This window comes from Rhodococcus sp. NPDC056960 (assembly GCF_042674125.1).
Lineage (GTDB): Bacteria > Actinomycetota > Actinomycetes > Mycobacteriales > Mycobacteriaceae > Rhodococcus_F.
On record NZ_JBHURF010000018.1, the window covers coordinates 108,635 to 132,443 of the forward strand.

Annotated in this window: 25 protein-coding genes; 12 read left to right on the forward strand and 13 right to left on the reverse strand. The window is 67.6% G+C overall.

The window, feature by feature from the left end; translation table 11 throughout:
* Positions 1-5 precede the first annotated feature (5 nt).
* The 3 genes from ACFTWF_RS27465 to ACFTWF_RS27475 form a co-directional block, all read right to left on the reverse strand.
* Positions 6-743 carry a sulfite exporter TauE/SafE family protein gene (locus ACFTWF_RS27465; protein WP_378464302.1) on the reverse strand — a complete coding sequence of 246 codons (738 nt, stop codon included), beginning with the start codon at positions 741-743 and terminating at the stop codon, positions 6-8.
* A gap of 106 nt (positions 744-849) precedes the next feature.
* On the reverse strand, positions 850-2,529 hold the full coding sequence (locus ACFTWF_RS27470) for an NTF2-like N-terminal transpeptidase domain-containing protein (protein ID WP_378464347.1): 1,680 nt from the start codon (positions 2,527-2,529) through the stop codon (positions 850-852).
* A 96-nt stretch (positions 2,530-2,625) separates the two neighbouring features.
* Complete coding sequence (locus ACFTWF_RS27475; RefSeq protein WP_378464303.1) at positions 2,626-4,434, reverse strand: penicillin-binding transpeptidase domain-containing protein; 1,809 nt, start codon at positions 4,432-4,434, stop codon at positions 2,626-2,628.
* Between the two features lie 94 nt (positions 4,435-4,528).
* Here ACFTWF_RS27475 and ACFTWF_RS27480 point away from each other — a divergent pair, with 94 nt between their 5' ends.
* Positions 4,529-5,095, forward strand: coding sequence for a hypothetical protein (locus ACFTWF_RS27480; RefSeq protein WP_378464304.1), 567 nt, complete (start codon positions 4,529-4,531; stop codon positions 5,093-5,095).
* A gap of 140 nt (positions 5,096-5,235) precedes the next feature.
* On the forward strand, positions 5,236-6,834 hold the full coding sequence (locus ACFTWF_RS27485; RefSeq protein ID WP_378464305.1) for an ABC-F family ATP-binding cassette domain-containing protein: 1,599 nt from the start codon (positions 5,236-5,238) through the stop codon (positions 6,832-6,834).
* Between the two features lie 39 nt (positions 6,835-6,873).
* Here the strand turns inward: ACFTWF_RS27485 and ACFTWF_RS27490 are convergent, their stop codons facing one another.
* Entirely contained in the window at positions 6,874-7,353 is a 480-nt protein-coding gene (locus ACFTWF_RS27490) for a nucleoside deaminase (protein ID WP_378464306.1), read from the reverse strand.
* A 99-nt stretch (positions 7,354-7,452) separates the two neighbouring features.
* Here ACFTWF_RS27490 and ACFTWF_RS27495 point away from each other — a divergent pair, with 99 nt between their 5' ends.
* The 3 genes from ACFTWF_RS27495 (at position 7,453) to ACFTWF_RS27505 (ending at position 8,970) form a co-directional block, all read left to right on the forward strand.
* The gene (locus ACFTWF_RS27495) at positions 7,453-7,743 is read left to right on the forward strand and encodes a MerR family DNA-binding transcriptional regulator (RefSeq protein ID WP_378464307.1); all 291 of its coding nucleotides are present in this window, start codon (positions 7,453-7,455) and stop codon (positions 7,741-7,743) included.
* Positions 7,638-7,928: an aldo/keto reductase gene (locus ACFTWF_RS27500; RefSeq protein ID WP_378464308.1), complete on the forward strand. Its 291-nt coding sequence runs from the start codon at positions 7,638-7,640 to the stop codon at positions 7,926-7,928. The genes ACFTWF_RS27495 and ACFTWF_RS27500 overlap by 106 nt, the downstream gene beginning before the upstream one ends.
* 238 nt (positions 7,929-8,166) lie before the next feature.
* Entirely contained in the window at positions 8,167-8,970 is an 804-nt protein-coding gene (locus ACFTWF_RS27505) for an alpha/beta fold hydrolase (RefSeq protein ID WP_378464348.1), read from the forward strand.
* Positions 8,971-8,974: 4 nt separating this feature from the next.
* Here the strand turns inward: ACFTWF_RS27505 and ACFTWF_RS27510 are convergent, their stop codons facing one another.
* The 4 genes from ACFTWF_RS27510 to ACFTWF_RS27525 all read right to left on the reverse strand — a co-directional run bounded on the left by ACFTWF_RS27510 (position 8,975) and on the right by ACFTWF_RS27525 (position 12,823).
* Positions 8,975-9,352 carry a VOC family protein gene (locus ACFTWF_RS27510; RefSeq protein ID WP_378464309.1) on the reverse strand — a complete coding sequence of 126 codons (378 nt, stop codon included), beginning with the start codon at positions 9,350-9,352 and terminating at the stop codon, positions 8,975-8,977.
* Between the two features lie 70 nt (positions 9,353-9,422).
* Positions 9,423-10,661, reverse strand: coding sequence for an acyl-CoA dehydrogenase family protein (locus ACFTWF_RS27515; protein ID WP_378464310.1), 1,239 nt, complete (start codon positions 10,659-10,661; stop codon positions 9,423-9,425).
* Positions 10,662-10,765: 104 nt separating this feature from the next.
* Complete coding sequence (locus tag ACFTWF_RS27520; RefSeq protein ID WP_378464311.1) at positions 10,766-11,491, reverse strand: ABC transporter substrate-binding protein; 726 nt, start codon at positions 11,489-11,491, stop codon at positions 10,766-10,768.
* A gap of 27 nt (positions 11,492-11,518) precedes the next feature.
* Positions 11,519-12,823: an alpha/beta hydrolase gene (locus tag ACFTWF_RS27525; RefSeq protein WP_378464312.1), complete on the reverse strand. Its 1,305-nt coding sequence runs from the start codon at positions 12,821-12,823 to the stop codon at positions 11,519-11,521.
* A gap of 67 nt (positions 12,824-12,890) precedes the next feature.
* Between ACFTWF_RS27525 and ACFTWF_RS27530 the strand changes: the two genes are divergently transcribed.
* Positions 12,891-13,478, forward strand: a complete 588-nt coding sequence (locus tag ACFTWF_RS27530; RefSeq protein WP_378464313.1) for a phosphoribosylanthranilate isomerase — start codon at positions 12,891-12,893, stop codon at positions 13,476-13,478.
* Between the two features lies 1 nt (position 13,479).
* Here the strand turns inward: ACFTWF_RS27530 and ACFTWF_RS27535 are convergent, their stop codons facing one another.
* The 5 genes from ACFTWF_RS27535 to ACFTWF_RS27555 form a co-directional block, all read right to left on the reverse strand.
* A complete protein-coding gene (locus ACFTWF_RS27535; protein WP_378464314.1) occupies positions 13,480-14,376 on the reverse strand; it encodes an alpha/beta fold hydrolase in 897 nt (298 codons plus the stop codon).
* A gap of 41 nt (positions 14,377-14,417) precedes the next feature.
* Positions 14,418-15,047: an alpha/beta family hydrolase gene (locus tag ACFTWF_RS27540; protein ID WP_378464315.1), complete on the reverse strand. Its 630-nt coding sequence runs from the start codon at positions 15,045-15,047 to the stop codon at positions 14,418-14,420.
* The gene (locus ACFTWF_RS27545; protein ID WP_378464316.1) at positions 15,025-16,008 is read right to left on the reverse strand and encodes an alpha/beta hydrolase; all 984 of its coding nucleotides are present in this window, start codon (positions 16,006-16,008) and stop codon (positions 15,025-15,027) included. The genes ACFTWF_RS27540 and ACFTWF_RS27545 overlap by 23 nt, the downstream gene beginning before the upstream one ends.
* 28 nt (positions 16,009-16,036) lie before the next feature.
* Entirely contained in the window at positions 16,037-17,383 is a 1,347-nt protein-coding gene (locus ACFTWF_RS27550; protein WP_378464317.1) for an MFS transporter, read from the reverse strand.
* 124 nt (positions 17,384-17,507) lie between these two features.
* A complete protein-coding gene (locus tag ACFTWF_RS27555; protein ID WP_378464318.1) occupies positions 17,508-18,413 on the reverse strand; it encodes a LysR family transcriptional regulator in 906 nt (301 codons plus the stop codon).
* A 112-nt stretch (positions 18,414-18,525) separates the two neighbouring features.
* On the opposite strand from ACFTWF_RS27555, the gene ACFTWF_RS27560 reads away from it, so the two are divergent.
* The 6 genes from ACFTWF_RS27560 to couL all read left to right on the forward strand — a co-directional run bounded on the left by ACFTWF_RS27560 (position 18,526) and on the right by couL (position 23,807).
* Positions 18,526-19,017 (forward strand): hypothetical protein, encoded by a 492-nt coding sequence (locus ACFTWF_RS27560; RefSeq protein ID WP_378464319.1) that lies wholly within the window; start codon positions 18,526-18,528, stop codon positions 19,015-19,017.
* Between the two features lie 57 nt (positions 19,018-19,074).
* Positions 19,075-19,281: a hypothetical protein gene (locus ACFTWF_RS27565; protein ID WP_185727959.1), complete on the forward strand. Its 207-nt coding sequence runs from the start codon at positions 19,075-19,077 to the stop codon at positions 19,279-19,281.
* Positions 19,282-19,314: 33 nt separating this feature from the next.
* Complete coding sequence (locus ACFTWF_RS27570) at positions 19,315-19,470, forward strand: DUF6131 family protein (protein WP_005263616.1); 156 nt, start codon at positions 19,315-19,317, stop codon at positions 19,468-19,470.
* A gap of 129 nt (positions 19,471-19,599) precedes the next feature.
* Positions 19,600-20,766 (forward strand): dihydro-p-hydroxycinnamoy-CoA dehydrogenase, encoded by a 1,167-nt coding sequence (gene couH, locus ACFTWF_RS27575; protein WP_378464320.1) that lies wholly within the window; start codon positions 19,600-19,602, stop codon positions 20,764-20,766.
* Positions 20,767-20,887: 121 nt separating this feature from the next.
* Entirely contained in the window at positions 20,888-22,216 is a 1,329-nt protein-coding gene (gene couT / locus ACFTWF_RS27580; protein ID WP_378464321.1) for a p-hydroxycinnamate MFS transporter, read from the forward strand.
* A gap of 52 nt (positions 22,217-22,268) precedes the next feature.
* Positions 22,269-23,807: a p-hydroxycinnamoyl-CoA synthetase gene (couL, locus tag ACFTWF_RS27585; RefSeq protein ID WP_378464322.1), complete on the forward strand. Its 1,539-nt coding sequence runs from the start codon at positions 22,269-22,271 to the stop codon at positions 23,805-23,807.
* Positions 23,808-23,809 lie beyond the last annotated feature (2 nt).

A 23,809-nucleotide genomic window follows, 5' to 3' on the forward strand; every position in this document is an offset into this window, starting at 1 on the left:
CTCGTCTAGCGGAACCACAGCCACACGGCCAGACCGAATCCCGCCATCGCGATGACGACGCGGAGGACGGACGGCGGTATCCGCTTGACGACGGGTGGGCCGCACCAGCCACCGGCCAGGGCGCCGACCGCCATCGCGGCGGCGGCGCCCCAGTGGACGGGGCCGAAGAGCGCGAATCCGATCGCCGCGACCAGGTTCGCGACACCGAGGAGGAAGCTCTTCAGGATGGTCGCGCGCCAGATCCGCTCCGACGTGAGGATCAGCGCGATCGCCAGGAAGATCACGCCCGCACCCGCGCCGAAGTATCCGCCGTAGATGGCGACGACGAACAGCGACACGGAGTAGGTGCGGGGCATGTCCCGGTCGCCGGCCAGCGCTCGCAGGCGCGGTTGCAGCAGCAGTGCCAGCGCGGCGAACGCGACCATGAACGGAACGATCGCCTCGAACGACCCGGCCGGGGCCACCAGCAGGATTCCCGCCCCGACGAGGCCACCCAAGGCGGAGTACAGCGCCCACCGCCACAGTTTGGGACCGGTGTCGGCGACCTCCCGCGTCGAGTTGGACAGGGCCCCGACACCGACCGCCACCATCGCGACCGTGTTGGTGACGTTGGCGGTGACGGGCGGTAGACCGACCGCGAGCAGTGCGGGATACGACACGATGGACGCCAGGCCGGTGACGAACCCGACCAGTCCCGCGAAGAACCCCGCTACGACGAGTAAACCGATATCAAGCAGGGACACAAGATAGAAACTTACCCTTGCGTACTTACTCCCTCAGCGCGTAGCCCATCCGGTCAATTCGCCGTCTCCGTGCACTCAGTTCGCCGGCTTCGCCATCTCCGTGTCCTCAGTTCGCCGGCTTCGCCATCTCACGGAACAGCATGTCGGTCATCTTCACGGCCCGGTCACCGCCGTCGGCGTCGGCGACGAAGACGGCGAACGCCAGATCGCCGCGTGAGCCGTAGAACCAGCGATCGTCGCCGCTCGCACCGTTCATGCCCATGAGGTCCGGGTAGCCGTTCAGGTACGACGCTCCGCCGCGCACGACGTTGTCGCGCATCATTCCCCGGAGTTGGTCGTTGACGTTGGCAGGGAGCGGCTGAGCGGCCACGTCGGTGGTGCCCGGTTGCCCCTGGACGATCATCGGTGCCGGCGCGCTGCCCCGCGCGATCGACGCGGCGAGCATGGCCATCCCGAACGGTGTGACGGCGGGCAGGTCGCTGTCCTTGCGGTTCATGACCTGATTCATGCCCGACTGGTCGGCGGTGAAGACGGCGGTCTGCTGGTCGAGGCCGGGGATCTTGTAGTTCATCCCGAGCCCGAGTTGGTTGCCCGCCTTCTCGATGTCTTCGATCGACAGCGAGGACGGGTCGACCCCCTTCTGCAGTCCGGCCGCCTTCTTCACCAGGTCGAGGTTCGATCCGGCGGGGTAGAGGCCCTGGAACGCGATCGGCCCCTGTTCCATGGCCTGGTTGTTCTGTGCCGCGGCGAGCACGGCGCCGGTGGACGGCTGGATCGCGACGATCGTCGCGGGGGTGCCGACGCTGACCACTGCTTCCTCGGCCGCCAACTGCAGGTGGGAGTCGAGGGTCGCGGCGATGTCCGGTCCGGGCGGGCCCTGGAATCCGGCCTGGGGAATGAGCGTGCCGTCGGGGTCCACGAGGTGGACGGCCCAGCCGGCCGTGGCATCCCGGTTGGCCTGCCACACCTTCCGCAGCGGATCCAGCAGCGGTGTCGTGATGCGGCGATCCGACGTGATGAGCTTCGGCGTCTTGATGGTGACGACACCGGGGATCGCGAGATCCTGTTCGAGGAACTGGTAGTCCTGGTCGCGCAGCAGCACGGCGGTCACCTGCTCGCCGGGCTTCGCCGCCATGTCGGCCATCATCGTGTCGGCCGTCACGAGGGGAGCCACCGGTTCGAGCACCTCGGCGAGGCGTCGAGTAGTGGCGACGGGGTCGGGCATGGTGGCGGGGTCGAGGGTCACCGAGTTGATGGTCTGCTCGTTCATCAGCAGGCCGCCGACGGCGTCGAAGATCCGCGGCGGGGCGGCGTCCGTCCGGTCGTAGCGGACGACGCGCCCGTTGCCCAGGTCGGGCGCGAGGATCGACGGATCCCAGGAGATCCGCCAGCCGACGGACAGGTTCCGCACGCCGCCCTGCACCTGGTAGCTCCAGTCCTTGCCCTCACCGAAATGCCAAGCGGCACCGACGGTGAAGAAGCCGGAGTCCGAGCCGAGATCCATGAACTGGGTCAGGTCGAACTTGGTGTCCTGGGGATGCAACCCATCGAACATCTGTTGAATCGCCGTCTCCGCGGCGTTGGGATAGGAGGTCTGCGCTGCAGCGGCAGCGGCATCGCCCTCGTTCAGTGCGGTGACGAATTTGTCGACGACCGAATGAGCGGTTTCCTCCTCTTTCGAGAGCACACACGACGCCAGGATCACTGCCAAGACGACAGCCGACGTCAGGGCGATCACATATTTGTTTCGGCGTCCAAGCGATCGTCCATTCCCCATGTCCACCATCTTGCTTTCAGTCACATGCGTAACAAGCACGAGTTGCCTACGAAGGAGTTACGGTTGAGCCACAACTTATCCCCGAACAGCAACGCGTGAACGGGTTTAGCGAAGAAAACGCCCCGCAGCCTGCACCGCAGGGGCCGAACTGTCACCTGTTGCTATAAATACGGCAAATGCTAGGTCGTCCTTGATTCCGACGAACCAGCCGTGAGCCGGACCACTTCCCGACTCGGCCGTGCCCGTCTTGCCCAACAGACCCGGAATGTCCTGCAGCGCAGTAGCGGTACCCCCCGTCACAGTTTCACGCATCATAGTCCGGAGGTCCGCGGTGACATTCGCCGGCACCGGCGTCACCGTCTTGTCGGCGGTACCCGGCTGCCCCTGCACGATCATCGGCGACGGCGTCGACCCGTTCGCGATGGATGCGGCCACCATCGCCATCCCGAACGGGGATGCGGTCACCTGTCCCTGCCCGATCGCGGACTCGACACGGGCCGCCGAACTGTCGGCGATCGGCACGTTGCCGGTGACCGTCGTCAGGCCGGGGGTCACGTAGTCGACGCCGAGCCCGAACTGCTGCGCGGCCTTCTGCAGGGCGTCGGGCGGCAACCCGACCGCCAGCCGTCCCATGGTGGTGTTGCACGAGCGGGCGAACGCGGTGTGCAGCGGGACCGCGCCCAGATCGAACTCGTCGTCGTTGGGGATCTGCCTGCCCTCGATGTTCTCGGTGCCGGGGCAGGGCAGGACCGTGTCGGGGGTGGCGGCACCGGCCTGCAGCGCAGCCGACGTCGTCACCGTCTTGAACGTCGACCCGGGTGGGTAGAGCCCGGTGAGCGCGATCGGGCCGAGCGCGTCGGCCGGGGCGTTCTGCGCGACCGCCAGCACCGCGCCCGTGGAGGGACGCAGGGCGACGATCGCGGCCTGTTGCGGCACGTCGGCGAGCGCCCGCTCCGCGGCCGTCTGCATCGGGAGGTCGAGGGTCGTGGCGATGTCGGGCGCGTCGGGGCCTGCCTCGCCGGCGACGGTCTTCGCCGAGCCGTCCTGGCCGACCACCTGCACCGCCCAGCCGGCGGACGCGTCCTGTCCCTCCTGCCACAGGTCACCGAGGCCGGCCAGGGTGGGCGAGGCCAGCGCCTTGTCGGTGCTGAGCAGCCTGGTCTGCGGGGCCAGCGTGACACCCGGTAGTTGCCGCAGTTGCGGTTCGATCGGCGCCAGGTCCTCGGCGCGCAGCGAGATGGCGGTGACCGGCTTGCCCTGGGCGCCCGCCAGATCCTGCTGGAGCGAGGCCGCGGTGATCGTGGGTGCGATCGGCGCCAGCAGCGCGGCGACCGCGGCGGTGTCGGCGCCCTGTTCGACGTTGACCAGCGTGACGACCTGCTGTTCGAGGAGCGGTGCGCCACCTGCGGCGAGGACCTTCGGCGGCGTCCCGGTCGTGGTGGTGTACCGGACAGTGGTGTCGTTCGTGAGACCGGGCGCGAGCACGGCTGGGTCCCAGGCGATCTTCCAGTCGTCGCCGTCCTTGGTGGCGTTGCCGGTGGTGCTGTACTTCCATTCCTGCCCCGGGGCGAACGGCCACGACACGTCCATCGTGAACGTTCCGGCGTCGTCGCCGGACTTCTGCGCCTCGGTGCGGGTGAACGTGCCGTCCTTGTTTCCGAGGCCGTCGTACATCGCCGTGATCGCGGCGGCGGCCGCAGCCGGATCGGTGGTGAGGTCGGCGGCGGCCTGCACGTCGTCGCTGTTCAGCGCGTCGGCGAACTGCTGCGACACGGTGTCGGGCTGATCGGGGCCGAACAGCCCGCAGGCGGAGAGCACGGACGCCAGGACCGCGATTCCGGCCACTGCCTTGCGGGTCGAGGTGGGACGGGTGGGGCTGTGACGAACGGTTGAGGTGCGCACGGACTCGATCATGCCTGACGCGGTGGCGCGCTTCGAATAATCGGTGTAATCATGTAATCAGTGCTTCATCACCGTGATCGGGGCACCCGGCTCCCAGGAGGACGCCATGAAGAACGCACACGGTCCGGGTGGCCGCCGCTTCGGTCGGCCCGGTGGATGGCAGCAGGCGGATGTCCCCGACGCGAGCGATGCCACCGACTGGTTCACCGGACGCCTTCCCGGCGACTGGTTCACCGGCCCCGCGACCGTCGAGGTCGACCGCGAAGAAATCGTGGTCGTGGGCGAACTGCCCCCCGTCGAGTCCGCCGACTCCGGTTCCGACGCGGCGATCGACGGACGCATCTCACGGTTCCGGGAAACAACGCGGGCGGATCGGATGCGTATCGCGGACGAGGCCGAGGCGCGGTACGGCCGCAAGGTCGCGTGGGGCGTCAGCCTCGACGGCCACAAGACACTGTTCACCCACCTCGCCGTCCCGGTGATGACCCGGCTCCGCCAGCCCGAACGCAAGGTTCTCGACACACTCGTCGACGCCGGAGTGGCGAGGTCACGATCGGACGCCCTGATGTGGACGGTCCGCCTCGCAGGCCAGCACAGCGAGCAGTGGCTGACCGAGCTGCGCGAAGCCATGGCCAAGGTGGACGAACTCCGGGCCGACGGGCCCCAGATCTAATTCGATTGCACGGGCGTCGGTGGCGTCCTATCGTGAACGTCACCGATGCGCACCGGGCGCGTCAGACAGAGGGGAACGGTCCATTGCTCCTGCCGAGGTAGTCACGCGAGTCGTCATCCGCACACACCTCGGGAGTACTCATGGCCCAGTCATACCTGTCCCTGTCCGACCTCACGTTCACCTGGCCCGACGGCGAGCCCGTCTTCGACGGCCTCGACGCCGTCTTCGGCCCCGGTCGCACCGGCCTGGTCGGACTCAACGGCGCCGGCAAATCCACACTGCTCCGGCTGATCGCCGGGCGCCTGCATCCCGACCGCGGGTCGGTGACGACGCACGGCGAGGTGGCCTACCTGCCGCAGGACATCACGCTCGACCCCAGTCTGCGGGTCGACCGGATCCTGGGTGTCGCCGAACTGCGGGCATCGTTGCACCGCATCGAATCCGGTGAGGGCACGCCCGAGGATTTCGATGCGGCGACCGGCCGCTGGGACATCGAGGAGCGCGCGGTGTCGACACTGCACCGGCTCGGTCTCGAGCGCGTGCTGGGCAGCACGTCCGACCTCGACCGCACGGTCGGCACCCTGTCGGGTGGTGAGACCGTGCTGCTCGGCCTCACCGCGGAACTTCTGCGGGAACCGGAGGTGCTGCTCCTCGACGAGCCCACCAACAACCTCGACAGCGATTCCCGCAGCAGGCTCTACGACGTGGTGCGACAGTTCTCGGGAACCCTGCTGGTGGTCAGCCACGACCGCGACCTGCTCGACCTGATGGATTCCACCGCGGAACTGCGCGCGGGCGAGATCCGCATGTTCGGGGGAAATTTCAGCACCTACCGGGAGATCGTCGAGGCGGAGCAGGAGACCGCCCGCGCTGCGGTGCGCGATGCCCGCAGCGACGTGCAGAAGCAGAAGCGCGAACTCGTCGAGGCCCGCGTCAAGATCGACCGTCGTCAGCGGTACGGGCAGAAGATGTTCGAAAACAAGCGGGAACCGAAGATCGTGATGGGGTTGCGGAAGCGCCAGGCGCAGGAATCCGCGGGAAAACTGCGGAACAACCACGTCGCGAAGGTCGACGAAGCGCGAGAGTCGTTGACGGAAGCGGAGAATGCGCTGCGGGACGACCGCGAGGTGCGGATCGACCTGCCCGCCACGGAGGTGCATTCGGGCCAGGCGGTGGTCTCCGTCCCGGACGTGCGACTGCGCAGCGGACAGCAGGTGTCGCTGGACGTCGTCGGTGCCGAGCGGATCGCCCTCGTCGGACGCAACGGCATCGGGAAGACGACCCTGCTCGACGCCGTCGTGGCCGCGGGACCGCGGGTCCCGTTCCGGGCCCTGCCCCAGCGACTCGACGTGTTCGACGAGTCGCTGACGGTCGCCGAGAACGTGGCCGCCGAGGCGCCGCATGCGTCGCAGGAACAGATCCGCGCCCAGCTGGCCCGGTTCCTGTTCCGGGGCAACGATTCCGACGTGCTCGCGTCGGCACTGTCGGGCGGGGAACGGTTGCGGGCGGCGCTCGCGACTATCCTGCTCGCCGAACCCGCGCCCCGGCTGCTGCTGATGGACGAGCCGACGAACAACCTCGACCTGCCGAGTCTCGCGCACCTGACGCAGGCGCTCCGCAGCTACCGCGGCGCCCTGATCGTGGTCAGCCACGACCGGCAGTTCCTCCACGATATCGGGGTCACCCGGTGGCTGGAACTCACCGACGAGGCCCTTCGGGCTCGTGCGCCTTTTGCGTAGCCCCAGCTACCAGAAAGGCGCACGAGCGCCGGAGGCGCCTCAGTCGGCCACCCCGATGTCCTCGTTCCAGAGTTCGGGCCGGGCCTCGATGAATTCGGTCATCAGGTCGATGCAGTGCTGGTCGCGCAGGACGGTCACGTCGACACCGTTCTCGCGGAGCCAGTCGTGGGCGCCGGTGAACGTGACGCTCTCGCCCACGACGATCGCGCCGATGTTGAACTGCCGCACGAGGCCGCTGCAGTACCAGCACGGCGACAGGGTCGTGACCATGATCGTCGAGCGGTAGTCGCGCTGACGCCCGGCCGCCCGGAACGCGTCGGTCTCACCGTGGACGGACGGGTCGCCGTGCTGGACCCGGCGATTGCGGCCCCTGCCGAGCAGGGTTCCGTCGCCGGCGAAGAGCGCTGCCCCGATCGGTATTCCACCCTCGCGTCTGCCGAGTTCGGCTTCGGCGATCGCCACGGCCAGCAGTTCCTCGGGATCCAGCGTCGTCAGCGGTGACTCGAAGGGAATCGACATGCCTCTACCTTCCATCCGGGACGCAGCTCCCACAACGTACACACCGCGCTCGCCCCGACGCTTGCGCTGGAGCGCACTCCGGGTCGTACGGTTTCAGGCATGACCACCCAGCTGGAACAGTCGACCGGAACGTTTGCGAGCATCTCGGAGGTCGCGGCGATCACGGGACTCACGCAGGACACCCTGCGCTGGTACGAGCGCGAGGGGATGATCCCCGCGATCGCGCGGGGTTCGGACCGTCGCCGCCGGTACAGCGAGCGCGACGTGCCCCCGTCTACGGCGCGGTGGAACCGGAAATCGCGCTCGCCACACTTCATCACGCGGTGGATCTCGGAGTCGGTTTCCTCGACACCGCCGACGTGTACGGCGCCGGCGACAACGAGCGACTGATCGCGCAGCTGCTGAAGGATCGGCGCGAGGACGTCACGCTGGCAACCAAATTCGGAATTTTGGGCGATCCGAGGAGACGGAGCGAGGGCGGCGCCTCCACCCGCGGCGACCGCGCGTACGTCCACGAGGCAGTGGACGCCAGCTTGCGCCGCTCGGCATCGACACGATCGACCTCTATTACCTAACGCCACGCCCGCCCAGGTGGCGCTGGCGTGGCTCTACGCCCGGGGCCGCGAGTTCGGACTGCCGGTCGTGCCCATTCCCGGAACCCGCAGCGCGGAGCGGGTGACGGAGAACGCGGGCGCACTCGGTATCGCACTCGACGCGGCGCAGCCGGCTGTGCTGAATTCGGCGCGGGATCACGTGGAGGGTGCGCGTTCGGAGGATCCGCAGTGGGTGTCGGAGGGCCGAGACATCCGAGTGATGCAGACTGGGCGGGTGCAGCACGCTACCAATCCCGTCGACGGCATCCGGATCGCGTACAGGACCGTCGGCGAGGGGGAACCGCTGGTCCTCATTCACGGCACCGCCCTGTCGCACGCCATCTGGCGCGGATTCGGTTACGTCGCCGCGCTGCGTGATCGGTACCGGCTGATCCTGGTGGATCTGCGGGGTCACGGGCGCAGCGACAAGCCGCACGACGAGGGCGCATATGCGATGGATCTGGTGAGCGGCGACGTCCTGGCGGTCCTCGACGACCTGGATCTTCCCAGCGCGCACGTGCTGGGGTATTCGCTCGGCGGACGGGTGGCGCTGGCGTTGGCGGTCGGGACGCCCGACCGGCTGGAGAGCCTGATCATCGGTGGCGGCAGCAGCCGGCCGCAGGCCGGGGCGTTCGACCGCCTGTTCTTCCCCGGATGCATCGACGTCCTCGCGCGGGACGGCATGGGTGCATTCCTCGACGGGTGGAATGCCCGGCGCTCGTGGCCGATCGACGCCGGCACCCGGGCGGCGTTCCTGGCGAACGACGCGAAGGCCCTCGCCGCGTACATGCGGCGCTCCGGTGCCGAGCCGGGGGTCGACGACGACGTCCTGCGTGGAATCGCCGTTCCCACACTGCTGTTCGTCGGTTCGGACGACGCCGAACGGCTCGGCGACACCCAGCGGGTGGCGGCGCTGATTCCCGGTGCGTCGCTGACGATCCTGCCCGGTTTCGACCATTCGACGGCCGTGGCCGCGAGCACCGAGGTGCTCGCGGCCGTCGAGCCGTTTCTCGCCGCGGTGTGAGGCGCTACATCCACTCGACCAGCTGGATGATCACCCCGTTGGGGTCGCTCATCTGGAAGTAGCGTTCGCCCCACGGCTCGGTGTCGATGGGCGTCACGATCGGAACGCCTTCCGCCTGCAGTCGCTCGTATTCGCCGTCGATGCCCTCGACGACGAGTGCGATCAGCAACCCCTGGCCGGCGTCGCCCGCGATCCGCGCGGGCTTGAACGTCTCCAGTCCGGTCTTCAGGAAGATCAGGTTGAAGGCCACGTCCGGACGCTTCAGCGACACGAAGCCTTCGGCTGCCATCTCCTCGACGAAGCCCAGGTGGGTCTTGGCGAATTCGGCCGATGCGGTGGGGTCTGCGACGTTCAGCGACAGTGCGCTCGCGGTGACCTTCACGGTGGTGTCCTTTCGTTGACGACACACCACTAACGTACGCCGTACGACATTTGTTCCCGGGCGCCGCGCATCACATCGCCAGCAGGCCCTTCGCGATGTGCGTCACCTGGATCTCGTTGCTGCCGGCGTAGATCATCAGCGACTTCGCGTCGCGCGCGAGTTGCTCGACCCGGTACTCGGCCATGTACCCGTTGCCGCCGAACAGCTGCACCGCCTCCATCGCGACCTCGGTGGCGGCCCGCGAGGAGTACAGCTTCATCGCCGACGCCTCCGCGAGGCTCACCCGATCCCCCGCCGCGGTGCGCTCGATCGCGTTGAACACCATGTTCTGCACGTTGATGCGCGCGATCTCCATCTCGGCGAGCTTGAGCTGGATGAGCTGGAACTGGGCGATCTCCTTGCCCCACAGTGTGCGGGACTTGGCGTAGTCGACGCAGAGCCGGTGACATTCGTTGATGATGCCGAGCGACAGCGACGCGATGCCGATGCGCTCGGCCGCGAAGCTCTCCTTGGCGCTGGACTTGCCGTCGGACTGTCCGCCGTCCTCGGTCTCGCCGAGCAGACGGTCGCGGGTGAGGCGCACGTTGTCGAAGAACAGCTCGCCGGTCGGCGAGGAGTTCATGCCCATCTTCTTGAACGGCGCCCCCTGAGTCAGGCCTTCCATGCCCGCGTCGAGCACGAACGCGAGAACCTTGCGGTCGCGGCGGTCGACGGACGAATCCCCCTCGTCGAGCTTCGCGTAGACGATGATGACGTCGGCGTACGGGCCGTTGGTGATGAACGTCTTCTGCCCGTTCAGGATGTAGTCGTCGCCGTCGCGGCGCACGTACGACTTCATGCCGCCGAACGCATCCGATCCGGAGTCGGGCTCGGTGATGGCCCAGGCGCCGACCTTCTCGAACGTGACCAGACCGGGGAGCCACCGCTCCTTCTGCGCCAGCGTGCCGCGACTGCGGATGGTTCCCGCCGCCAGCCCGAGGCTGACCCCGAGCGACGCGACGAGCCCGAGACTCACCCCCGCCAGCTCGGCGTTCATGATGACGCCCATGCTGCCGGCACCGCCGAGGCCGCCGGACTTCTCCCCCTTCGCGTCGGACGCGGCCTCACCGCTGCGCTCGCGTTCGAGGGACTTCGTCAGCGCGTCGCGCGCCATCTCGTCGAGACCGAACGTGGCGAAGAATTTGCGGATGATGTCGAACGGAGGCAGTTCGCCGGTCTCCAGCTTGTCGACGTGCGGTCGAATCTCCTTGTCGATGAAACCGCGGATCGCGTCACGGAACATCAGGTCGGTATCTGACCACTCATACATGCCGGGCACTCCAGTCGCCGAGAGACAAAGGGTTTCCGCAAATATAGAACACGTTCCTATTCTTGGACAGGTGTCCCGGACGGTCCCCGGTCGCCCACGGCGAATCAGGCCGAGTCGCCTGTCGTTTCACCGATCCCGAGCCACGTCGACCGCAACCGGTCGAGGGTGCCGTCCGCGGCCAGGGTGCGCTGCGCACTCTCGAGGCGTTCCCGCAGCGCGTGATCGCCGGTGCGGACGGCGACCGCGATCGCCTCACGGGAGATGCCGCGTTCGACCACCTCCACGTGCGGGCGGTCCCGGACGAGCCAGGTGAGGACCGGGGCGAGTTTCATGACGGCGTCACAGCCGCCTGAGGACAGGTCGTCGAGGGCCTGTCCGATCCGGTCGTACGCGTATACCCGGATCGCTCCCGCGCGGCCGTCCGCGACCAGCCTCTCCACGATCGGCTGGCTGGTGTTGCCGTGCTGAACCCCGACCGTCAGCCCCGCGAGGTCGCCCACCCCCCGGACTCCCGGATGCCGGGACGTGTCGACGGCGAGGGACTGACCCGACACGAGATACGGTGCGCAGAAATCCGCGCGGACCCTGCGGTCCGGGGTCACGGTGGTTCCCGACGCGATGCAGTCGAACTCGCCGTCGGCGAGAGCATCGAAGATTCCGTTGAAGTCGGTGCCCGTGTACGGGACGAGCGACCATTCGACGCCGAGGACCCGCGCGATCGCCTGGGTGTACTCGACGTCGAACCCCGTGGGGACGTCGCCGTCCCGGAACTCGAACGGCGGGTCGGGCAGTGCCGAACCCACCCGCAGGACCCGCGCGGACGCCGTCATGCCGCCCCTCTCCACCCTCGTGTGCGCCTACGAACCGATCAGCCCCAACCGCTGTGCCAGCCAGGGCATTTCCTTCTCCAGTCCCGCCGACCACACGGCGAAGCTGTGCCCGCCCGGGACCTCCACGTACTGGACGTCCATGCCCGCGGCCTTCGCCGCCTGGTACACCTTCTGCGCGCCCGGCTTGTACGCGTCGTCGCCGGAACCGATCACGAAGACCCCGGCCGAGTCCGGGTATTGCTTCGATCCCATCAGATCGAGGGGGTTGACCTTGGTGAACGCGGCCTGGTCACCGCCGAATCCGTCGTCGATGGTCCGCTGGTGGTCGCCGAGTGTGGGTTCTTCCTGACCCGAGATGTCGAGGAACGTCGGGTACACGTCGGGGTAGTTGGTGGCCATCTGCAGCGAACAGGTGCCGCCGTAGGACAGGCCGCCGATGGCCCACGCCTTCGGGTCCGGGTTCACCTGCAAATTCGACTTCACCCAGGCCGGAACGTCCTTCGCGAGGTACGTGGCCACGTTGCCCATCTTCGAATCGATGCACAGCGGATTCGCGATCTGCGAACCGGTGCCGTCGGCCACCACCACGATCGGGGCGAGTCCGTCGTGTTTCGCGGCGAACTCGTTCATCGTGGTCGCGAGCTTGCCGCCGGCGAACCAGTCCTCCGGCGCACCGGGTTGACCGGCCAGCATCACCAGCACGGGCAGCAGCGGGCGGGGGTTGGTGAAGTAGGCGGGTGGGAGGTAGATCTCGGCGTCGCGGGCACCGAAGCCCGACACCGTTCCGGGTATCGCCGCCGTCAGGACCCTTCCCTCACTGGGCATTCCGAGCGGGGCCGTCCACGACGCGTCGAGAGGTGTTCCCGTCACCACCTTCTCCGTGGTGCCGCCCAGATCGTTCATCTGCACCCGGTCGAACGGTTCCGCCCCGAACGCCGTGCCCACCGTGGGATAGGCGTCGAACACGAGGTTGATCTGCGTCGCCGACACCAGGATCACCGCGAGGACCGCGAGCACCGAGACGGCGGCCGATCCCACCGTCCGGCCGGCGCGGATCCTCGGCACCAGCAGCACGATCGCGAAGAACCCCAGACCGATCCACACATAGATGGATATCTCGATCGGATCGGGGAACGGCCGGAGAACCTTCTCGACCATCACGTACAGGACGACGGTGACGACGACCGATACGGCCAGGCAGATCGGAATCGCCTTCCTGCGATACCAGGGGGCGCGGGCCGCGAGCAGCCACACGCCGCCGAGCACGCCGAGCGCCGTGAGGATCCAGGGCAGAGGCCCGGAGATCACGCTGAGGTCGCTGAGCCATTCCACGCCACGAAGCCTAGAGCGCGAACCCGCGCCACGTCGGCGACTCGCACCGACCGGTAAAATTGCCGGGGTGACATTCATCAAGGTCTGCGGCCTGCGAGACGAGGCCTCCGTCGATCTGGCGGTGCGCCTCGGCGTCGACGCCGTGGGTTTCGTCTTCGCCGACAGCGTCCGCCGCATCTCCCCCGAGGATGCCGCACCGCTGGTCCGCCGCGTCACCGCACCGACGGTCGCGGTGGGTGTGTTCAAGGGCAGTTCGGTGGCGGAGGTGATCGAGGTCGCCGCGACCGCCGGTCTCGGGACCGTCCAGGTACACGACCTGACGTCCGCCGCGGACGTGTCCCGGTTGCGGGAGGCTGGACTACGCGTGATCCGTGCGGTCGTCGCCGGTGACGCGTCGGGCGATTTCGGCGCGGACCGGATCCTCGTCGACGGGGCGACCGCAGGCGCGGGCGTGCCCTGGGACTGGGCGAGCCAGAGCAGGCCCGACGGCGAGTGGATTCTCGCGGGCGGACTTCACCCGGGCAACGTGCGGACCGCCGTCGACGCGACCGGCGCCTGGGGGGTCGACGTGTCCAGCGGGGTCGAATCCTCGCGGGGTGTGAAGGACGCGGCTCTGATCGAGCAGTTCGTCGCCGCGGTCCGATCCGGAACCTGAGTCAGTCCGGCATCCCGGCGACGGCATCGTCCGCATCCCACGACGCCAGGACGGTCCGGATGCCCACGACCAGCGCGAGCGGCTGATCGATCATCACGTGGTGCCCGGCGTCGGGGATCTCGACCACCAGGGCGCCGGGGCCGAACCGGCGCCGCATGTCCGCCATCATCGCGTCGGTGACGATGCCGTTCTCGGCGCGGAAGTAGGCGAGACGGCAACGCGGGTCGGACGCACCCAGATGGCCACTGCCCTCTCGGGAGAAGAACGCGGAATCGAACTTCCACGACCACCCGCCGTCCACCTCCTCCATCGAGTTCTCCGCCACGTGCCGAAGTACCGCCGGCACCGCCGTGTCCTGCGGCGGGACGAAACGGAACCGCTCGAGCGCGTCCGCCCGGGACGGGTAGATCTTCTTCGGGCCGAAGGCACGCTGTTTGCGCGCTTCCTCTTCTTCCGGGGTCCGGGCGAGGACGGGCGAATCGATCAGCTGGACTCCGCCGAGATCCTCGCCGAACAGCTGCGCGGCCACGTACGACACCATTCCGCCCATGCTGTGGCCGACGAACACCGGCGTCCCCGAGATGCCCGCGGGCTTGGCCACGGCCAGGGCTTCCTCCGCCCAGCGCTCGAGGCCGTATTCGTCACGCCGGTCGCTGTCGCCGTGCCCGGTCAGGTCGAGTGCGACGACACGACGGTCGGTGGCCAGCATGGGGCCCACATGGTCCCACCACCGGCTGTGGGCGGCGCCGCCGTGCACGAGCACGATTCCCGGTGTGCCCGACGGGCCCCACGCCCGGTAGTGGACCTGCGCACCGGCGATGTCGACGCGGCCGACGTCGACCGGGGCCGCCAGCGCCGTCGTGAACCAGTGGGGCGCGTCCGTCTGCACGTTGCTCATTCACCGAACATACCGACCACCCGCAGCCGCTCTCGGCCGCCCTACAGGAGGTCGAGCATGGCCGCGACCGCGCGTTCGACCACCGGAAACTTGTCCGGGGCCAGATCGTGGCGGGCGCCCTCGAACTCGACGAGCGTCGTCGGAGCGGGGATCAGTGCGAGTGCCGCCTGCAGTTCGCCGGTGGTGGCGAACGGGTCCTTCGAGCCGTGCACCACCACGGCCGGGGTGCGCAGACCCGGCAGGTGCTCGGTGCGGAGCTTCTCCGGCTTGGCCGGCGGATGCAGCGGGTACGACAACAACAACAGTGCGTCGACGAGACCCGGCCGCTCCGACGCCAGCATGGATGCCTGACGCCCGCCGTAGGAGTGCCCGCCGGCCCACACCGGAACCGTCACCAGGTCGCGCATCACGGCCACCGCGGCCGCGACGCCGTCCCGGTCCGCCGCCGCCGTGGACGGGTGCGGCGGCCCCGACGCGCGGCGCTGACGGAACGGGAGATCGAACCGCAGGACGACGACCCCCCGCTCCACGAACCCCTCGGTCACGGCGCGCAACAGCTTTGTGTCGCAATCACTTCCCGCCCCGTGCGTCAGCGTCAGCGCCGCCACGGCCTCCCCCGCCGGGCGATGCAGATGTCCGCGCACTCCGTCACGTTCCAGCAACTCGCTCATGCGGTTCACGGTAGTGGAGGCCGTGCTGTTCCGGCGCGAGCATCTCCGCCAGTTCGTCGCACAGCCCGTTCGCGAGATCGTTCGCCCGTGGCGCGACGCCCATGCTCCAGTACCCGTGCAGCATGCCCGCGGAGATCCGCAGTCGCACCGGGACACCGGCGGCCTCCAGCGCAGCGGCATAGGCGGGCGCGTGATCGCGGAGCGGATCGAACTCGGCGCCGCACACGATCGCGGGCGCCACCCCCGTCAGGTCGCCCTCGATCGGCGAGACGCGGGGGTCGGCGGTCAGGCTGCGGTCGTCGAGGTAGCCGACCCCCATCTCTTCGTCCGCGGGCATTCTGATGAAGTAGCCGTTGGCGAGTTCGTCCATCGAGGGGTACCGAGTCCCGAGATGGACCGGCGCGTACAGCAGCAGTTGCGCCCGCAGCGGAAGTTCCGCGTCGCGGGCCGCCAGGGCCACCGCCGCCGCGAGGTTGCCACCCGCGCTGTCTCCGGCGACGGCAACCCGGGACGGGTCACCGCCCAGCCGATCGATGTTGTCGTGGATCCAGCGCAGCGATGCCAGGCAGTCGTCGTAGCCGGCGGGAAACGGATGTTCCGGTGCCAGCCGGTAGTCGACGGCGACGACGACGGAGCCGGCCCTTGTACATACCCGTCGAGCGTGCGACTCGTGCGAGTCGAGGCCGCCCATCACCCAGCCGCCGCCGTGCAGGTACAGCACCGTCGGCAGGGTCGCGGCCTCCGTGTCCGGCCGGTAGATCCGGGCGGGGATGGCACCCTCAGGACCCGCGACGGTGACGTTCTCGACCTTTCCCACGTCGAGCAGTTCGGGCTCGAAGTAGAGGGCACGCATCTCCTCGATGCGCTTGCGGGCGCCCTCGATCGTCGTCTGGGGACCGGCGGCGGCGTCCCAGTCGTTCAGTTTGTCCAGCAGTACGGCCATGTCGGCGTCGAGTCTCATGATTCTCCTTGTGATGGTTCGGAATGGTTTACTTCTTGCCCAGGTCGGTGATCGCGACGCCCCGCGTCTCCGGGGCGGTGGCCGCCGAGACGCCCGCCACCAGCAGGCAGACGGAGCCGAAGGCCGCGACCGGGATCCATCCGTACGTTCCCGTTCCGAGCAGCGCATAGCCGATGCTCGGGGCGAATCCCGCGAAGGCGAAACCGATCTGCGTCGAGATGGCGATGCCGGAGAAGCGCACTCGGGTGTCGAACATCTCCGCGAAGAACGTCGAACCGACGCCGCTCACACCGGATGCGGCGGCACCGAAGAAGGCCGACACCGCGAAGATCAGGGGAACGGAACCGGTGCTCATCGCCTCGAAGTAGAAGAAGAACGCGGCGATGGCCCCGGCGATTCCGGCGAGATACACGGGGCGGCGGCCGATCCGGTCGCCGAGCATCGCCCACAGCGGAATGGTCGACAGCTGCATGACGTTCGCGACGACGCCCGCCCACAGCAGGGTGGGGCGTTCGAGCCCGGCCTCACCGGTTCCGTAGGCGAGCGCGAAGACCGTCATGATCGTGCCCGACACGGCGAAGAGCGAGCACGCGATCACCCGAAGCATCTGCAGCCGATAATTTCGGAACAGTTCCACGACGGGGATCGCCACCAGCTCGTCGTCGAGTTCGGCCTCCCGGAATACCGGCGTCTCTTCCATCGTCCGGCGGACGAACAACGCGACGATCGTCAGGATTCCACTGGCGAGGAACGGGATCCGCCAACCCCACGTCATCAGCACGTCCTCGGGCAGCGCGGCGACGGGGATGAACAGCAGGGTCGCGATCAGCTGCCCGGCCTGCGTTCCGCTCATCGTGAAGCTGGTGTAGAACGCCCTCGAACCCTCCGGCGAATGCTCGAGAGTCAGCGAGTTCGCGCCGCTCTGCTCACCTGCCGCCGACGCGCCCTGCATGAGGCGCAGGACCACGAGCAGGATCGGCGCCGCGATCCCGATGCTCCCTAAACCGGGCAGGCAGCCGATGAGGAACGTCGAGACACCCATCAGGATCAGCGTGAAGACGAGCACGCGCTTGCGTCCGATCCGGTCGCCGTAGTGTCCGAGTGCGACGGCCCCGATGGGGCGTGCGATGTATCCCACGCCGAATGTCGCCAGTGCCGCCAGCGTGCCGGTCGCCGGACTCTCCGACGGGAAGAAGACCGTCGGAAAGATCAGGGCGGCCGCCGACCCGTAGATGAAGAAGTCGTAGTACTCGACGAGGCTGCCCAGGAAGCTCGCGAAAGCCGCTTTGCGGGGCTGGCGCGGAGGCACACTCGCCGGGGCACCGACAGATTGCCGCGCGTTCGGGTGCGCGGCAGAACCAGCTCGTACGCTCATGGGGGACCTTTCGGACCGGAGTGAAGGGAGGGACGTGCGGTGGATCACACCACCGCTGCGCCGACGACTCTGCCAAACGTCTTCATCACAGTCCAAGATCAAATCGGCATAATTTCGATAAGAGTTACTTATCGAACTCGTCGATCGTCGGCATGAGTTCCTCCGCGAGCGTGATGACCGTCTCGAGCAGCGGCGTCCGGGGTCTGTCGGCCCACGCCAGCGCACCGCGGATACGGTGGCGTCCGCCGTCCGTAGGCACGACGACCGAGTCGACGGCACCGGTGCGATGGGAACCGACGGGGATGAGCGACACTCCCACACCGGCCGCCACCAGCGCGGTCAGCGTCGTACCGTCCGAAGTTTCCTGCGCGATCTCCGGCGTGAACCCCGCCTCGTGACATGCGGCCAGCACGTCCAGACGCAGAGTCGACCCCGACGCCGCCGGGTTGGTGACGAACGGATCGTCGCGCAGTTCCGACAGCGAGATCTCCGAACGCTTCGCCAGAGGATGGTCGACGTAGAGCAGCGCACCCAGCGACTCGACAGAGATCAGTCTCGTCGAGATCTCGGGATGCGACAGCGCTGCCGAGACGAAACCGAGATCCAGCTTGCCGGAATAGATGTCGTCGAGGATCAGCCCGCTCGGCCTGGCCCCGTCGAGAATCAGCTCGAGTTTGGGATATCGCCGACGGACGGTGCGGGCGAACAGCGGCAACTTCGACTGCCCGTACGCACCGCTGAATCCCACCCGCACGCGGCCCTCCTCCGCCGGATTGCCGACCGACGCCGACTGCTCGGCCCAGGCAACGGCTTTCAGCGCGGCCCGGCACGGCTCGAGAAACTGCTCGCCCGCGGCGGTCAGCCGAATCGGCCGCGTGCCGCGGTCGAACAGCTTCACTCCGAGATGCCTCTCCAACTGCTGGATCTGCTGACTGACGGCGGGCTGAGCGATGCGCAACGACTCGGCGGCCCGACCGTAGTTCGACATCTCGGCTACGGCGAGGAACGCGCGCATCCAGCGGATTTCCATGCCCGCACCCTATGTCGTGCCGAAATCCGACGTTTGATTGCGATTGGCTCTCGGTCTGTTTGCCAGGTTTGAGGGCTGGGTACTTGAACATCACGACTGCTGGGAGTAGCCAATGGACACCATGACCATCATCTGGATCATCGTCGCGATCGTCGTCGTACTCGCTGTGATCGCGCTGCTCGTTGCGGCATCACGCAAGCGCAACGAGCGCCGCCATCAGGAGGCCGACAGCATCCGCGCAAAGGCGCAGGAGCAGACATCCGTCGTCGAGAAGCGCGAAGCGCTGGCGGAGGAAACCGCGGCCAAAGCACGGAAGGTGCAGGCAGAAGCCGAGGCCAAGGCCGCGGAAGCCAAGCGGCTGCAGGTCGATGCGCAAACGCATCGGAACACGGCGACCACGTCCCGTGACGACCTGAAGAACGAGTGGAAGCGGGCCGATGAACTCGATCCACAGGTGAAGACGACGGATACCCCGTCGACCGACGCCCGGACCACCGATGCCCGCACTGCCGACACCGGGTCCGCCACCCCTCGGACCAACGGCACCACCTCCACGAATACCCATGGCGCGCACGCGAAGCCGACGGACACCACGTCGACGTAACTTTTCATTACTACAGGTGCACCGGCCCGGCGCCGGCGCCCACACGGAAGGTCGGAAATGCGGATCGGACGACTCGTGACGCTCATCGTGATCATCTGGCTGATCATCGGTGCGGTTGCCGTGTGGCAGCGCGGTTATTTCAAGGACACGACGGCCGACTGCGCCAGTGCCGGAACCATCGCCGTCACCGTCCTCGCAGGTCCGCTGAATTACGCGGGCGTGAATCCGAAAATCAATTGTGAAGTGCCGCAACCGAGTCAGTAGCTCCAGCCCGTTCAACCGAAAAGAGGGAACACTGTGATCGTTCTCGGAATCATCTTGCTGGTCATCGGTCTCGTCGCAGGGATCTCGATCCTCACGACGATCGGGATCATCCTTCTCGTGATCGGTCTCGTCCTCCTACTGCTGGGCACGACCGGCCGCGCGGTGGGTGGGCGGAAGTACTGGTATTGACGTCGGCGTTCCCTTCGCCGGCACTGTAGCCTACACCCATCAATCATTGACAATGTCAACGATTGATGGATAGGTTTCTTTCGGGCAGGTATGCGTGCGCCGTACGCGTGCCGACGAAAGGAGCCATGCATGACCTCGGTTGCACTGCAGCGGAACATCTTCGACGCCGATCACGATGCGTTCCGGGAAACGGTCCGACGATTCGCCGAACGTGACGTCGCGCCGCGACTGCGCGAGTGGGCGGATACGGGGCAGGTCGACCGCGACATCTACCGCCAGGCCGGCAAACTCGGACTTCTCGGGATCAACGTCGACGAACGATTCGCCGGTGGCGGCACGGACGACTTCCGGTTCAACGCCATCGTCATCGAGGAGTTGTGCCGCGTCGGCGCACCGGCCGTAGTGATGGGCTTGGCAGGAATCAACGATCTCGTCACGCCGTACCTCGTGTCGCTGGCGAGCGACGAGCAGAAGCATCGATTCCTGACCCCGCTGTGCACCGGCGAGAAGATCGGCGCCATCGCCATGACGGAGCCGGGCGCGGGCAGCGACCTGGCCGCGATCTCCACGACCGCCCTGCGCGACGGCGACGAACTGGTTCTGAACGGCACGAAGATCTTCATCAGCAACGGAATGCTCGCCGATTTCGTGATCGTGGTGGCCAAGACGGATCCCGCCGCGGGCAAGAAGGGCGTGAGCCTCCTGGTGGTCGAAGAGGGAATGGCGGGATTCACCCGCAACGGACCACTCCACAAAGTGGGCCTGGCCGCGCAGGACACCGCGGAACTCGTGTTCGACAATGTTCGCGTCCCCGTCGCGAACGTCCTCGGCGAAGTGAACGACGGCTTCGGCTACCTGCGCCACAATCTGCCGCAGGAACGCCTGAGCGTGGCGGTGACGTCGATGGCGTCGATGCGGCGCACCTTCGACCAGGCGCTGACGTACAGCTGCGACCGCACGGCGTTCGGCCGGCGGGTGGCCGATTTCCAGGCCAATCGCTTCTACCTCGCGGAACTCGCCACCGAGATCGAGATCGCGCAGTGCTTCACCGACCGCTGCATTCTCGACGCCGCGCACGGCACGCTCGACGAGGTGACCGCGGCGATGGCCAAGTGGTGGATCACCGAATTGCAGCAGCGCGTCGTCCAGCGCGCGGTGCAGCTGCACGGCGGCTACGGGTACATGCGGGAATACGACGTCGCCCAGGACTACCTCGATTGCCGCGGCGGGCCGATCTACGCCGGTACCACCGAGATCATGAAGGAAATCATCGGGCGCAAGCTCACCCGGGCGTAGCTCCCCGAGCGCGGAAGCGTTGTCGATCTCTTCCATTGACATCTTCAATGATTAATGTTTAATTGTGATCCGCGCTACATGCGCGATCCGCTCTGATGTCCCGCTCGGCCAAGGAGTATCGATGACGGTCACCGCCACCGCCGGCACCATGTCGGCCACCCGCCGCAAGAAGGAAGTTCGCAGGGTGATCCTGTCGAGCTACCTGGGCAGCACCATCGAGTTCTACGACTTCCTGCTCTACGCCACCGCCGCATCCCTCGTCTTCGGCCCCGTGTTCTTCGCCGGCCTCGACCCCCTGGCCGCGAGCATCGCCTCGATGGGAACGTTCGCCGCCGGCTACGTCGCGCGCCCCCTGGGCGGAATCGTCTTCGGGCACTTCGGCGACACGGTCGGCCGCAAGGCGATGCTGCTGATCTCCATGACGGTCATGGGCATCGCGTCCTTCGCGATCGGGCTCATTCCCCCGCCGGAGATGATCGGGTCCTGGGCCGCGGTGATTCTCGTCCTCCTCCGGGTCTGCCAGGGTCTGGCCGTCGGCGGCGAATGGGGTGGCGCAGCGCTCATGTCGCTCGAGCACGCCGAATCCGGTAAGCGCGGTTTCGCTGCGGCGTTCACCAACGCCGGGGCCCCGACCGGCGCGCTGCTCGGCACCCTCGCGCTGGCAGCCGTGTCCCTCCTCCCGGACGAGCAGTTCCTGACGTGGGGCTGGCGAATCCCCTTCCTGATCTCCGCTTTCATGCTGGCCCTCGGCCTGTTCATCCGTGCCAGAGTGTCGGAGAGCCCGCTGTTCACGGCGGCGCTGAAAGAGTCCGCGAAGAAGGAGACCGCCCCGCCGATCGTCACGATCCTCAGGCGTCCCCGCGCGGTGGTCGTGGCCGCGATGAGCTGCATCGCGAGCTTCGGAATGCAGACCGCGTTCACCACGTTCGCCATCACCTTCGCCGTGTCGAGCGGCGCCCAGCGATCCGACGCACTGCTCGCGTTCTCCTTCTGCCAGTTCTGTGCGATCTTCCTGGTACTCGGTTCGGCGCGACTGTCCGACCGGATCGGGCGCCGACCGGTCATGCTCGCGGGACTCGGCGCGATGATCGTCAGCGTCTACCCGCTGTTCCTGCTGCTGAGCACGGGACAGTTCCTGTTCATCGCGCTCGCCTTCGTCGGCTACACCGTCTGCCACTCGGCCACCTACGGGCCGATGGCGGCATTCATCTCCGAGCAGTTCGGCACCCGGGCGCGCTACACGGGAGCGTCACTCGGATATCAGCTGGCCACGCTCATCGGCGCGGGATTCACCCCGGTCATCCTGGCGTCGCTGTTCGCGTCGTCCGGCAAATCGATCCTCCCCGTCGGGTTGTTCGTCATCACACTGTGTGTGGTGAGCGCGGTCTTCCTCGTCGCGACGAAGGAGAGCAAGGACAACGACCTGAGCGCCGACACCCCGTCGGCCTGAACAATTTACCGACCACGCTTGCGAGTAGTTTCGAAGAGAACGAGGAGTCACCATGAACAACGAAGGCATCGGCTCGTGGCTCGAGCGCCGCATCGCGATGACGCCGAGGAACGAGGCGCTCGTCTTCGACGGACAGGCCGTCACCTACGAGGAGATGGCCCTGCGGACACGTCGGCTCGCCCACGGCCTGCGCGCCCTCGGGGTCGACAAGGGCGACTGCGTAGGCTTCTTCGGATTCAACGATCCCGCGGCACTGGAAGTGATGTTCGCGGCCGGCTTGCTCGGTGCCACCTATCTTCCGCTCAACGCCCGCCTCACCGCCGAAGAGGCGCGCTACGTCCTCCGCGATTCACGATGCGGCACAGTCGTCTTCGGCGATCAGCAGTCCGACGTCGCGCAGGAGCTGGCGCAGTCGGAGACACCCGTGACCACCTGGATCGGCCTGGACGACTCGTGGTCCGGCCTCACGTACGAGGGGGTGCGGGCCGGCCGGCCCGACACCCGCATCGACGAGCGGGTGGGCCTCGACGACCTCTCGGTGCTGATGTATTCGTCGGGCACCACCGGCGCACCGAAGGGCGTCATGCTCAGCCACGGCAACATGCTGTGGAACGCACTGAACCAGCTTCTCGCGCAGGACATGACGTCGAAGGACCGCACGCTGTCGGTGGCGCCGCTGTTCCACATCGGCGGTATCGGCGGTGCCGTCACACCGACGCTTCTCAATGGCGGCACCGTGGTGCTGCTGCGCAAGTTCGATGCCGGAGTCGTCCTCGACACGATCGAGAAGGAACGCATCACCACGTTCTTCGCGGTTCCCACGATGATTCAGGAACTGTGGCACCACCCGCGGTTCGCGGACGCCGATCTGTCCAGCCTGCGGGCCATCTGCGTCGCCGGGGCACCTTTGCCCGAAGCGTTGATCTCACCGTGGCAGGAACGCGGCGTCGCGATCGCGCAGGCGTACGGGCTGACCGAGACCGCGCCGTCGGTGACGATGCTGTCGGGTGACGACGTGCGCGCGAAGGTCGGATCGGCGGGCAAGCGGACGTTCTTCACCGACGTCGACGTCGTCCGCCCGGACGGGTCGAGCGCCGAACCGAACGAGATCGGCGAGATCGTCGCCCAGGGACCGAACGTGATGCTCGGCTATCTGAATCAGCCCGACGCGACCGCCCGCACCGTCGTGGACGGCTGGCTGCACACCGGCGACGCCGGCTACTTCGACGACGAGGGCTTCCTCTTCATCTGCGACCGCTACAAGGACATGTACATCTCGGGCGGCGAGAACGTCTACCCCGCCGAGATCGAGGCGGCACTGCTGAAACTGGACGGAGTCCGGGAAGCGGCGGTGATCGGCGTCCCCCACGAGAAGTGGGGCGAGACCGGCATGGCGTTCGTCGTGGCCGCCGACGGCACGTCGCTCGACGCGGAGACCGTCCGCACCCGGCTGCGAGAGAAGCTCGCGGGGTTCAAGATTCCCACGTTCGTCCAGGTCGCAGAGGAACTCCCCCGCACCGCGACCGGGAAGATCCGCAAACCCGATCTGCGCTCCCGCGCCCGTGAGTACTTGTTAACCGCGGGCGGTTAACA